The organism is Pseudomonas sp. SWRI111 (assembly GCF_014268555.1).
Classification (GTDB): Bacteria; Pseudomonadota; Gammaproteobacteria; order Pseudomonadales; family Pseudomonadaceae; genus Aquipseudomonas; species Aquipseudomonas hamedanensis.
Map to the genome: position 1 here is coordinate 19,272 of NZ_JABWQQ010000010.1, position 12,814 is coordinate 32,085.

Annotated in this window: 9 protein-coding genes; 5 read left to right on the plus strand and 4 right to left on the minus strand. The window is 60.4% G+C overall.

All coding sequences use genetic code 11. The features are described from left to right. The first annotated feature begins 120 nt into the window (after window positions 1-120). Together xdhC and guaD are read left to right on the plus strand one after the other, a co-directional pair. Window positions 121-978 (plus strand): xanthine dehydrogenase accessory protein XdhC, encoded by an 858-nt coding sequence (gene xdhC / locus HU755_RS13565; protein ID WP_186633382.1) that lies wholly within the window; start codon window positions 121-123, stop codon window positions 976-978. 13 nt (window positions 979-991) lie between these two features. Next, entirely contained in the window at window positions 992-2,296 is a 1,305-nt protein-coding gene (guaD, locus tag HU755_RS13570; RefSeq protein WP_186633386.1) for a guanine deaminase, read from the plus strand. 155 nt (window positions 2,297-2,451) lie between these two features. Here the strand turns inward: guaD and HU755_RS13575 are convergent, their stop codons facing one another. Next, window positions 2,452-3,216, minus strand: coding sequence for a GntR family transcriptional regulator (locus HU755_RS13575; RefSeq protein WP_186623074.1), 765 nt, complete (start codon window positions 3,214-3,216; stop codon window positions 2,452-2,454). Between the two features lie 358 nt (window positions 3,217-3,574). On the opposite strand from HU755_RS13575, the gene HU755_RS13580 reads away from it, so the two are divergent. After that, a complete protein-coding gene (locus HU755_RS13580) occupies window positions 3,575-4,765 on the plus strand; it encodes a benzoate/H(+) symporter BenE family transporter (RefSeq protein ID WP_186633388.1) in 1,191 nt (396 codons plus the stop codon). A 163-nt stretch (window positions 4,766-4,928) separates the two neighbouring features. Here HU755_RS13580 and HU755_RS13585 read toward each other — a convergent pair whose 3' ends face one another. Continuing rightward, on the minus strand, window positions 4,929-5,273 hold the full coding sequence (locus tag HU755_RS13585) for a YggL family protein (RefSeq protein ID WP_016773843.1): 345 nt from the start codon (window positions 5,271-5,273) through the stop codon (window positions 4,929-4,931). A gap of 234 nt (window positions 5,274-5,507) precedes the next feature. On the opposite strand from HU755_RS13585, the gene dacB reads away from it, so the two are divergent. Continuing rightward, entirely contained in the window at window positions 5,508-6,968 is a 1,461-nt protein-coding gene (gene dacB, locus HU755_RS13590; RefSeq protein WP_186551561.1) for a D-alanyl-D-alanine carboxypeptidase/D-alanyl-D-alanine-endopeptidase, read from the plus strand. Window positions 6,969-7,135: 167 nt separating this feature from the next. On the opposite strand, the gene HU755_RS13595 is transcribed toward dacB, so the two are convergent. Both HU755_RS13595 and rlmKL read right to left on the minus strand, forming a co-directional pair. Beyond that, complete coding sequence (locus HU755_RS13595) at window positions 7,136-9,520, minus strand: GGDEF domain-containing protein (RefSeq protein ID WP_186633391.1); 2,385 nt, start codon at window positions 9,518-9,520, stop codon at window positions 7,136-7,138. A 146-nt stretch (window positions 9,521-9,666) separates the two neighbouring features. Next, window positions 9,667-11,937: a bifunctional 23S rRNA (guanine(2069)-N(7))-methyltransferase RlmK/23S rRNA (guanine(2445)-N(2))-methyltransferase RlmL gene (rlmKL, locus tag HU755_RS13600; protein WP_186633394.1), complete on the minus strand. Its 2,271-nt coding sequence runs from the start codon at window positions 11,935-11,937 to the stop codon at window positions 9,667-9,669. A 532-nt stretch (window positions 11,938-12,469) separates the two neighbouring features. On the opposite strand from rlmKL, the gene HU755_RS13605 reads away from it, so the two are divergent. After that, window positions 12,470-12,685, plus strand: a complete 216-nt coding sequence (locus HU755_RS13605; RefSeq protein WP_003223300.1) for a ribosome modulation factor — start codon at window positions 12,470-12,472, stop codon at window positions 12,683-12,685. The last annotated feature ends 129 nt before the right edge of the window (window positions 12,686-12,814 follow it).

Sequence of the window (12,814 nt, forward strand, 5' to 3'; positions counted from 1 at the left end):
GCCCGCTCCCACAGTAGATCTCCAGTGGGCACAAATTTTGTGGATGACAGAGATCAAAATGTGGGAGCGGGCTTGCTCGCGAAGAGGCCCGAACAGACAACGATGTTGTAGGGGTGAACTATGTACAACTGGATCGACGCCCTCGCCGACCTGCAAAACCAGGGCGAGCCCTGTGTGTTGGTGACGATCATCGAAGAACTCGGCTCGACGCCACGCAACGCCGGCTCGAAAATGGTCGTCAGCGCTGACCGCATGTTCGACACCATCGGTGGCGGCCATCTGGAATTCAAAGCCATGCAGATCGCCCGCGAGATGCTCGCCAGCGGTAAGCAGGACACCCATCTGGAGCGCTTCAGCCTCGGCGCCAGCCTCGGCCAGTGCTGCGGCGGCGCCACGGTGTTGCTGTTCGAACCGATGGGCCAGGTGCAGGCGCAAATTGCCGTGTTCGGTGCCGGCCATGTCGGCCGCGCCCTGGTGCCGTTGCTCGCCAGCCTGCCCTGCCGGGTGCGCTGGATCGACTCGCGCGAAGCCGAGTTCCCCGAACACATCCCCCATGGCGTGCATAAAATCGTCAGCGAAGAGCCGGTGGATGAAGTCGATGAGCTGCCCGCCGGCAGCTATTGCGTCGTCATGACCCACAACCATCAACTCGATCTGGAGCTGACAGCCGCGCTGCTCAAGCGCAACGACTTCACCTGGTTCGGCCTGATCGGCTCGAAAACCAAACGCGCCAGGTTCGAACATCGCCTGCGTGATCGCGGCTTCGACGCCAGCGTCGTGCAACGCATGCGCTGCCCGATGGGCATCGCTGAAGTCAAAGGCAAATTGCCTGTGGAAATCGCCATTTCCATCGCCGGCGAAATCATCGCCACCTACAACGCCAGTTTCGGCCAGCACAGCGCCCGCGCCGAACCGATTGCCCGACTGCTGCCGGCCTCGCGCCGCAATCAGGCCGCCAAACTCAAAGCCTCAAACTGATTAGAGAACCCTCATGCCTCTGACTCGCAAAGCCTACCGCGCCGCCATCCTGCACAGCATCGCCGACCCCGCCGAGGTCGGCATCGAAGCTTCCTACGAATATTTCGAGGATGGCCTGCTGGTGGTCGATGACGGCAAAATCAGCGCCCTCGGCCATGCCAGCGACCTGCTGCCGACCCTGCCGGCGGATATCGAGATCAACCATTATCAGGATGCGCTGATCACTCCGGGCTTCATCGACACGCATATCCACCTGCCGCAAACCGGCATGGTCGGTGCCTACGGCGAGCAATTGCTCGACTGGCTCAATACCTACACTTTCCCGTGCGAAAGCCAGTTCGGCGACAAGGCGCATGCCGACGAAGTGGCCGACATTTTCATCAAGGAACTGCTGCGCAACGGCACCACCACCGCGCTGGTATTCGGCAGCGTGCACCCGCAATCGGTGAACTCGTTTTTCGAAGCGGCCGAAAAGCTTGATCTGCGGATGATCGCCGGCAAGGTGATGATGGACCGCAACGCCCCGGACTACCTGATTGACACTGCCGAATCCAGCTACGTCGAGAGCAAGGCGCTGATCGAGCGCTGGCACGGCAAGGGGCGTTTGCACTATGCGGTGACGCCGCGTTTCGCACCGACCAGCACCCCGGAACAACTGACCCTCGCCGGGCAGTTGCTGAGCGAATACCCGGATCTGTACATGCAGACCCACATCAGCGAAAACCTCAAGGAAATCGAATGGGTCAAAGAGCTGTTCCCGGAGCGCAAGGGCTACCTCGACGTTTACGATCACTACCAACTGCTCGGTGAACGCTCGGTGTTCGCCCACGGCGTTCATCTGTGCGATGAAGAATGCGCGCGGCTGGCGCAAACCGGTTCGGCGGTCTCGTTCTGCCCGACTTCGAACCTGTTCCTCGGCAGCGGTCTGTTCAACCTGCCGATGGCCGAGAAGCACAAGCTGAATGTCGGCCTGGGCACTGACGTTGGCGGTGGCACCAGTTTCTCGCTGCTGCAGACCTTGAACGAAGCCTACAAAGTGATGCAGTTGCAAGGCGCACGCTTGAGTCCGTTCAAGTCACTGTACCTGGCGACCCTGGGCGGCGCGCGGGCGCTGCGGCTGGAAGACCGGATCGGCAACCTGCAACCGGGCAGTGATGCCGACTTCCTGGTGCTGGATTACAACGCCACGCCGTTGCTCAGCTATCGCTTGAAGCAAGCCAACAACATTGCCGAGACGTTGTTTGTGTTGATGACGCTGGGGGATGACCGGACAGTGGCGCAGACATATGCAGCGGGGGCTTTGGTGCATCAGCGCTAAACCTCTTCGCACTGATCGTTCCCAGGGGATTTTTATTGCCTGTCAGGACGTCTTCGCGAGCAAGCCCGCTCCCACATTTGAGATGCATTCCCCTGTGGAAACGCGGTCGAATGTGGGAGCGGGCTTGCTCGCGAAGGAAGCGACTCGGTTTCAGGTCAGAGCTTGGCGCTCGACCGTCCCGGCTTCTTGGTCTGCAACAAATGCGAAAACACCGCATGCAGGTCATCCGACGCGCCTTCCTCGTCGAGGTTGAGCTTGCTGTCGATGTGGTCCATGTGGTGCATCATCAGATTCACCGCCAGCTCAGCGTCGCGCTTCTCGATCGCGTCGATCAACTGGGTGTGTTCGTCGTACGAGCAGTGCGAGCGGTTGCCGCTTTCATATTGGGCAATGATCAGCGAGGTCTGCGAGACCAGGCTGCGCTGGAAGCTCACCAACGGTGCATTTTTTGCCGCTTCGGCCAGTTTCAGGTGAAATTCGCCCGACAGACGAATGCCGGCGCCGCGATCACCACGGGAGAAACTGTCGCGCTCGTCATTGACCATCTGCCGCAGTTCGGCGATCTGCTCGGCGGTGGCGTGTTGCACCGCCAGTTCGGTGATCGCGCGCTCGACCAGACGACGGGCCATGAACACCTGACGGGCTTCTTCAACGCTCGGGCTGGCAACCACCGCGCCACGGTTGGGCCGCAACAGCACCACGCCTTCATGGGCCAGACGCGACAGCGCGCGGCGAATGATGGTGCGGCTGACCCCGAAGATTTCCCCCAGCGCTTCTTCGCTCAATTTGGTGCCGGGCGCCAGGCGCTGTTCGAGGATCGCCTCGAAGATATGCGCGTAGACAATATCGTCCTGGGTTCCGCTGCGGCCGGCTTTGCCTGCTCGCGGTTGTTTCTTGAGGGGTTGCAACTGTTCGTTCATGGGCACTCGAGTCGGGAAAACTGCGGCGAATAGACCGTGACTGTAATACGGCACAGTAGGTCGCTGGCAAGTATCGCGTAAAAAACAGCGCGATTGTACACAATGAATGGTGGCAACACGACTGTACGGCTGTTTGCGACTTCGGCTGTATTGCAACGGTTTGTCAGGTTTGAGTTTAGGCTTGATCGCAGAATCCGCTGCTTTTACGCAATCCCCCTGTGGGAGCGGGCTTGCTCGCGAATGCGGTGTGCCAGTCGGCATCTGCTTTGCTGATCCACCGCTTTCGCGAGCAAGCCCGCTCCCACAAGGGTTCTGTGTTGTGGCGGACATCTTCATTGGTATAAGGAACACCGCCGTCATGACCGACGCCACCCACACCCGACTGCGCCCCCTCGCTGACACTTCGCCTTCCGCCATCGTCGCCGGCTTCATCGCGATGATGACCGGCTACACCAGTTCCCTGGTGCTGATGTTCCAGGCCGGGCAAGCGGCCGGCCTGACCAGCGGGCAGATTTCCTCTTGGATCTGGGCGATTTCGATTGGCATGGCGGTGTGCTCGATCGGCCTGTCGCTGCGCTATCGCACGCCGATCACCATCGCCTGGTCAACGCCCGGCGCGGCCCTGCTGATCACCAGTCTGGGCGGCGTGAGTTATGGCGAGGCCATCGGCGCCTATATCACCTGCGCGGTGCTGGTGACGATCTGCGGGCTGACCGGCAGCTTCGAACGGCTGGTGAAAAAGATTCCGGCCTCGCTGGCGGCGGCGTTGCTCGCAGGGATCCTGTTCAAGATCGGCAGCGAAATCTTCGTCGCCGCGCAACACCGCACCGCGCTGGTGCTGGGGATGTTCTTTACCTATTTAATAGTCAAGCGCCTGTCGCCGCGCTATGCGGTACTCGCCGCACTGCTGATCGGCACCGCGTTGTCAGGCTTCATGGGGCTGCTGGATTTCAGTGGTTTTCATCTGGAAATCGCGACACCGGTATGGACCACGCCACATTTTTCCCTGGCCGCAACCATCAGCATCGGCATCCCGTTGTTCGTCGTGGCAATGACATCGCAGAACATGCCAGGAATCGCCGTATTACGTGCCGATGGCTACACCGTGCCCGCCTCGCCGCTGATCACCACCACCGGCATCGCTTCGCTGCTGCTGGCGCCGTTCGGCTCCCACGGCATCAACCTCGCGGCCATCAGCGCGGCGATCTGCACCGGCCCACACGCCCACGAAGATCGCAACAAGCGCTACACCGCGGCGGTGTGGTGTGGGGTTTTCTACGGGATTGCCGGTGTCTTCGGCGCGACGCTGGCGGCGTTGTTTGCCGCGTTACCCAAAGAACTGGTGCTGTCGATTGCCGCGCTGGCGCTGTTCGGCTCGATCATCAACGGTTTGAGCGTTGCCATGAGCGAGGCGAAGGAACGGGAAGCGGCGTTGATCACCTTTATGGTCACGGCGTCGGGGCTGACGCTGTTTTCCATTGGTTCGGCATTTTGGGGGATTGTTGCGGGGGTGTTGACGCTGGTGATTCTGAACTGGAACAAGCGTTGACTGTATAAAGGCTTCGCGAGCAGGCTCGCTCCCACAGGTAATTCGAGTCGCTCAGGTGAATCGTGTGGGAGCGAGCCTGCTCGCGAATGCGTCCTGCAGGACGACAACCCTGGCAGGCAGGCATAAAAAAACGGCGACCCTCAGGTCGCCGTTTTTTTCAGTATCACTTCGCCGCGTTGATCGGCTTTTCCGGATACCAAACGTCCAGCAACGGGCTGACTTCGTACTTGGTCAGCTCGGAGCGGTTTTTCAGCCAGGCTTCAACGGCAGCGCGCTGCTCTTCGTTGACCGAGCCACGCTTCTGCAGGCACACCAGACCGAAGTCGTCGCCGCCAACATAACCCAGACCGTTGGCTTCCATGGCTTCTTTGATGAATGCTTCGAGGAAAGCGTCAATGGCTTCTTCGGACAAGTCTTCTTTGAAGTCCAGGTTCAGTTCGAAACCCAGCTCTTGAAATTCATCAACGCACAGTTTTTTGCGCAGACGCTGGGAACGGTTAGTCGCCATTGGAACAATCCTCTTAAGTAATAACGGCCGGCACTTTACCAGTTTAAGCCAGCGATTGCCCGACTCTCTGGCCGCTGTGGCCGACCGCCTGTAAAAAAATAACGTATTGGCCGCCCCTGACACGGCACAAGCTGTAACAGCTTGGGGCATAATGCCGACACTTTCATGACCACTGAGGACCTTTTCATCCATGTCCTCGTCTTTTTCCCCCTCTTCAGCAGGGTTTTATTTCATATGATCAAATCGTTGCGTCCACTGCTTCTCGCCGGCCTTCTTCTGCCCCTGGCCCTACCCGTTTGCGCTGCCACCATCAACACCTCTCTCACTCCGAACGTCGAAAAAGCCCTCAAGGCCAGCAAGCTGCAACCCAGCGCACTGTCATTGGTCATGGTGCCGCTCGACGGTCCGGGCACGCCGACCGTGTTCAACGCCGATGTGTCGGTCAACCCGGCCTCGACCATGAAATTGGTCACCACCTATGCGGCGCTGGAAATGCTCGGCCCCAACCATCAGTGGAAAACCGAGTTCTACACCGACGGCGACCTGAGCGGCGGCATTCTCAACGGTAACCTCTACCTCAAGGGCGGCGGCGATCCGAAGCTGAACATGGAGAAACTCTGGCTGCTGATGCGCGACCTGCGTGCCAATGGCGTGACGCAGATCACCGGCGACCTGATCCTTGACCGCAACTTCTTCGTGCAGCCGCAACTGCCGGAGTTCAACGATGACGGCAACGACGACAACAAGCCGTTTCTGGTCAAGCCCGACTCGCTGCTGGTCAACCTCAAGGCGCTGCGCTTTGTCGCGCGCAACGACGGTGGCCGCGTATTGATTTCGGTAGAGCCGCCGATCGCCAGCATCCGCATCGAGAACACCGTAAAGGCGCTGCCGTCCAAACAATGCACCGGCGGCGTGCGTTACAACCCGGTGGCGCAGGCCGATGGCAGCGTGACCGTAACCGTCGGTGGGCAATTGGGCGAAGGCTGCAGCTCGCAGACTTACCTGTCACTGCTCGACCACGCGACTTACACCGCCGGCGCCGTTCGCGCGATCTGGAAAGAACTGGGTGGCAGCATCCAGGGCAAGGATCGTCTGGCGCCGACACCGAGCAGCGCCAAGCTGCTCGCCCGCGCCTACTCGCCGGACCTGGCGGAGATCATCCGCGACATCAACAAATACAGTAACAACACCATGGCCCAGCAGCTGTTCCTCAGCCTCGGCCAGCGTTTCCGCAACGAAGCCGACGGTGATGACGCCAGGGCAGCGCAGCGCGTGGTGCGTCAGTGGCTGGCGAAGAAAGGCATCACCGCACCGCATCTGGTGATGGAAAACGGCTCCGGCCTGTCGCGCGCCGAGCGGGTCAGCGCACGCGAGATGGCGAACATGCTGCAAGCCGCCTGGCACAGCCCGTACGCCGCCGAATACATCAGCTCGCTGCCAATCGCCGGTACCGACGGCACGATGCGCAAGCGCCTGAAAACCACGGCGATGCGCGGTGAAGCGCACGTCAAGACCGGCACCCTGAACACCGTGCGGGCGATTGCCGGTTTCAGCCGTGATGTGAACGGCAACACCTGGGCGGTGGTGGCGATCCTCAACGACAAGGCACCGTTTGGCGCCTCGTCGGTGCTCGATCAGGTCCTGCTGGACTTGTATAAACAGCCGAAACTGCCACAGACCGCTTCGGCCCTGTAAGCGCAGCAGATTCAATTGTGGGAGCGAGCCTGCTCGCGAAGGCGTCGGTTCAGTCAGCTTGTTCAGTGACTGACACACCGCTTTCGCGAGCAGGCTCGCTCCCACAGGAAGCCAGCGCCAAGCCCCATCTGCCCACCTGTCCCATAGGGTCAGGTGTCAGGTTTGAATCAATTCATCGGCCGCTCAACCCGATCCCGGCCATTCTGCTTCGCTGCGTATACCCCCGAGTCCGCACGCAGTAACAAGGCGTCCGCGCCCTCTCCCGGGTGCCAACTGGCGATGCCGAAGCTGGCGGTGACTACGCCGACGACATCTACCGGTGCACTGCGCAAGCCCTCCCACAGTTCCATCGCGAGCACGTAAGCGTGCTCGGCGTCGATGTCCGGGCACAGCACCATGAATTCTTCACCGCCCAACCGGCAGAACACGTCAGTTCGGCGCAGGCGATGGCCGATGCGTTCGCACACCGCTTGCAGCACCCGGTCTCCGACCGCGTGGCCGTAGTGGTCGTTGATGCGTTTGAAATGGTCGATGTCGAGCATGATCACCGATAACTCGCCGCCGCCACGCTCGACCCGGGCCATCTCGGTGGTCAGGCGCTCCTGGAAATAGCGACGGTTGTAAATGCCGGTCAATGAGTCGGTCACCGACAACGCGCGCAACTCTTCCTCCACGCGCTTGAGGTCGGAAATATCCGAAATGTAGCCATGCCAGAGGACGCCACCGCCCGGCAGCTCTTCCGGCGTTGCCTCGCCACGTACCCAGCGCAGGCCTCGCTCAGGTAATTGCACACGGTACTCCTCGCGCCACGGACTGAGACTCTCCGCCGAAGTGCGGATGGAGGTGCGCACGCGCGTGACGTCCTGAGGATGGATCCGCGTGAAAATCGCCTCAGCGTCGAACAACAGCACGTCGGGCTCCAGCTCGTAGATCTCGCGGATGCCATCGCTGGCATAGATCACGCTGAAACGCCCGTCGAATTCCATTTTGAATTGATAGATGCCACCGGGTACATGGGCACTCAGCTTCTTGAGCAGCACATCGCGGGCGGCCAGGACTTCGTGCACGCGTTTGCGCTCGGTGATGTCGATGCAAATCGCCAGATGCCCGACCCACAAGCCCTGCTCATCCAGCACCGGCGTGGCGAGCATGTTCACCGGCAAATGGCTGCCATCGCTGCGCACCAGCGTCCATTCACGGGCTTCGTGACCGCCGACTTCGCCGCCCTCGACCAACATCGCGTGGCAGGTGGGGATGCTTTTGCCGTAACGCACACTCAACTCCGCCGCCCGCGCCGACAGCTCGCGGGGCAGGTGCAGGTTTTCCAGGGTCATGCGCCCGACCACATCGGCACTGCTGTAGCCGAGCATCTGTTCGGCGCCGGGGTTGAACGTGCTGATCACGCCACGCAGATCGGTAGCGATGATTGCCACTTGGGTGGCGGCATTCAATACTCCGCGTAACTGGCCGTGGGTGCCGCGCAGTTCCTGCTCACGCGCGTGCAGCTCCTGGGTGCGCAACTGAACCAGACGCAACGCGCGCTGGCGCTGACTGACCAGCACATACAACAAGGCACTGAGCAGCACGCTGAGCAACCCGCCGAGAACGATCACGCTGCCAACCGACGAATGGTTGGCCTGCATAAAGGCGTAGCTGGGCAGGATATCGACCTGATAATCATGATCGGCCATGCGCACCAGCCGGGTCGCCGACAAATCACCGGGTATCGCCTCATTGGTCGACTCGAACAATACTTCGTGCTGATCATGGGTTGACAGGTCGAGGATGCGCACCGAGAGGTAATCGTGGAGCGCATCGGGCAAGCCGTCCGCCAGCAACTGGCGCATGCTGATCACCGCCATGACATAGCCAAACGGCCGCGGCTGATCCGCGCGGCTCACCGGCGCCAGCAGCAGCACACCGCGTGCGTAGGACGGCTCGATACCCACCAGATGCATAGGTTGCGATACCACCAGACCGCCGAGTCTGTCTGCCCGATCGAGGGCGTCACGACGCAGCGGTTGCGCCAGCAGATCGTATCCGAACGGTGCGGGGAGACGGCTCTGCGTCTGGCTGTACAACACCGCCACGTACTCGTCGCGACGTGCCGCCAGTTCCAGTTCACCGTGTTCGTTGAGTTCGCGAACAGTGAACGCGCTCAGGCCTTCCTCGCGCACACGCTGCTCAAACGCCGATCGTTCGGCGTCACTGACCCGTAGCGCAAACGAGTAGGCCTGGGTGCGTAGCAACAAAGGTTGGGCGTAACCGTCGAATTCAGCGCGGGTCACCGATTCGGAATTGGCGAAGAAACGGCGCAGGCTGTCCAGACGCTGTTCCTGGTCCTGGAAACGCTCTTCGATGCGGCTGTAACGTTCATTGGCCAGCAGTTGAAAGCGCTGACGCGATTGTTGCTCAAACTGGTTGAAGGTGCCCCACGCGAGCAGCCCCGTGAGTATCCCGCCGGCAAGCAATACCAGCAGCGCGACCAGCCAGGCCGAGACGTCTTCGCTGATGAAACCCAGAATTTTGGGGCGCACGGGGTGCAACGACATAAAGACAACTCACTACGCCAGCATTCATGGGAAAAACCCCATTGACCGTGTGTGAGTTATAGCTATTAGCCACTAATTTAGCTAGCGCCGGGGGATCCACGGAGCCTTTAAAAATCAAGGCTCTGTGAATCCAGCCAGCGGCAGCGTCAACGGGCCGTGATTTTCCAGGCGCGGTGGATCTTGGTGTTACGGGCAAAATCCGGATCAATGGTCTGCGCGCTGATTTCCTCGACCGCGTATCGCTCGGCGAGGTTGTCCTCCAACTGGAACTTTCGGAAGTTGTTGGAGAAGTACAGCACGCCGCCCGGTGCCAGGCGCGCCATGGCCAGGTCGATCAACTGCACCTGATCGCGCTGCACGTCGAAGATGCCTTCCATGCGCTTGGAGTTGGAGAACGTTGGCGGATCGATAAAGATCAGGTCGTACTCGTCACGGCAGCTTTCCAGCCACGCCATCACGTCGCCCTGCTCCAGACGGTTCTTGTCCGAGAAGCCGTTCAGCGACAGGTTGCGACGTGCCCAGTCCAGATAGGTTTTCGACAGGTCGACGCTGGTGGTACTGCGCGCCCCGCCCTTGGCCGCGTGCACGCTGGCGGTCGCGGTGTAGCAGAACAGATTGAGGAAGCGCTTGCCGGCGGCCTCTTTCTGAATGCGCATGCGCATCGGCCGGTGATCGAGGAACAGGCCGGTGTCGAGGTAATCGGTAAGGTTGACCAGCAACTTCACACCGCCTTCATTCACCTCGACGAACTTGCCCTGCGCAGCCTGACGCTCGTACTGCTTGGTGCCGCTCTGGCGCTCGCGGCGCTTGACCACTACGCGGTTCTTGTCGACGTTCAGTGCCTGCGGGATCGCGGCCAGGGCGTCGAACATCCGTGCCGAAGCTTTTTCCGGGTCGATGGATTTTGGCGCGGCGTATTCCTGGACGTGCACCCAATCGTGGTACAGGTCGATCGCCATCGCGTATTCCGGCATGTCGGCATCATAAACGCGGTAGCAATCGATGCCTTCGCGCTTGACCCACTTGCTCATCGCCTTGAGGTTCTTTTGCAGGCGGTTGGCAAACATCTGCCCGCCTTCGCTCAAGCGCGGTTGTTCGATCACGGGTGCCGGCGCGGGTGTCGGTTTGATAGGGTTGCCGTTCTTGTTGAACTTGCGTTCTTGCGGCTCGTCCGGGGTCTGATCGTAGGCCGCTTGCTCGCGCTCGGCCTGACGCTGTTCCGGAGTGCGGCGCTCGCCAGTGACGAACTGATCCGGCAACACCTTGATCAACAGCAGCTTGCACGGCAACGCGCCATTCCAGAACGAATACTGTTTGTGGCTGCGGATGCCCATGCGCTTGCCCAGATCAGGCGCGCCGGTGAACACCGCGGCCTCCCAGTTCAGGCAGGCCTGACGCAGGCGCTCGCCGAGGTTCTGGTAGAGGTACAACAGGCTGGCTTCATCGCCGAGACGCTCGCCGTACGGCGGGTTGCAGATCACCAGACCTTTCTGGTTCTGATCCGGACGCGGCTCGAAGGTCGCGACTTCGCCCTGATAGATCTTGATCCACTCGCTCAGACCGGCGCGCTCGACGTTGTTGCGGCCCGGTTGAATCAGGCGTGGGTCGGCTTCGTAACCGCGAATCCACAGCGGTGGCTTGGCCAGGCCGGCCGCAGCACGTTCGACGGCCTCTTCGTGAAGTTTTTTCCACAGCGCCGGTACGTGACCGAGCCAGGCGGTAAAACCCCACTGCTCGCGACGCAGGTTCGGCGCCATGTCGGCGGCAATCATCCCCGCTTCAACCAGGAAGGTACCGACACCGCACATCGGGTCCGCCAGTGCGCCGCCTTCGGCGGCAATGCGCGGCCAGCCGGAACGGATCAAGATCGCTGCCGCGAGGTTTTCCTTCAGCGGCGCGGCGCCCTGCTGCAAGCGATAACCACGCTGGTGCAGGCTGTGGCCGGAGAGGTCAAGGGAGAGAATGGCTTCGCCGCGATCCAGACGCAGGTGAATGCGCAGGTCCGGGTTGAGCTTGTCGATCGACGGACGGTCGCCTTGCGGGGTGCGCAGTTTGTCGACGATGGCGTCTTTGACTTTGAGGGCGCCGAAGTGCGTGTTGTCGATGCCCGAGCCGTGACCGCTGAACTCAACGGCCAGGGTGCCGTCGCTGAGCATGTGGTCCTGCCACTCGATATCGAGAACGCCGTGGTACAGGTCTTCGGCGTCCTTCATCGGGAAACGCTTGAGCACCAGCAACACGCGGTTGGCCAGACGTGACCAGAGGCACAGGCGATACGCGGTTTCCATGGTTGCCATGCCACGCACGGCGGAGGTGTGCTCGCGCGCGTCTTCAAGGCCAAGCCCGACGGCTTCCTCGATGAGCAGGCCTTCGAGGCCTTTTGGGCAAGTGAGGAAGAGTTCGAAACGGTCGGACATGGTATTTCCAGAGCCTTTGGCTAGTGAATCGGCAACGCATTGCCGACCCGGTTTTCAATCAGGCGCTTTTCTAAAAGAACGCCCGCGTGGCACGAAGGTGTGCCGTTCCGTCCCCGCTGCTCGGGTTAAAAGAGCTTAGATGCCAGGACAGATAAAAAAGTTGGCGAAATAAAAAGTCTTAAAGCGACCCTTCGTCGCTTAGTACCCCAGCGCGAACGTAGGTCATTCTCACTTAAGCATTAACCCCATCATCCAGCGCAGCGCCGATCATACCGGGGTTTGCCGAAAAAACGTCGATGAAACACATCTTTACTTATGGCTGTAGCACTACTTTCGTTACGTGCTTATGACAAAACGATCATTCCCTCGGTGTGACTCATTGGTTAGAACTGAGCACAGGTTGACGTCGCAACGGCGTCAACACCTTGGCTCGCCACGCCGGCAGCGAGCCGCATCATGGCAGGTTTCTTTCTGCCAGGCCTCGGTTGAGGTCGACGCGACACAAACAGTCAACAAGTGAGGGAAACACCCTATGAGAAGACTTAAGCGTGATCCGTTGGAAAGAGCATTTTTGCGCGGATATCAATATGGCGTTGGTGGCAAATCCCGTGAGCTTTGCCCATTTACTCTACCGTCGGTACGCCAAGCCTGGATCAACGGCTGGCGAGAAGGACGCGGCGACAACTGGGACGGTATGACCGGCACTGCGGGAATCCACAGACTCAACGAACTTCACGCCGTCGGCTGACACAGGGCATTTATTCCGACACGACAATCTGACTAGCAACGAATTAACCACGCACGTCCTTCCCGGACGGCGGGCTACGGCCCAGGGGCTCCTTTGAGGAGCCCTTTTTTATGCTCGAAAACAAGGTTT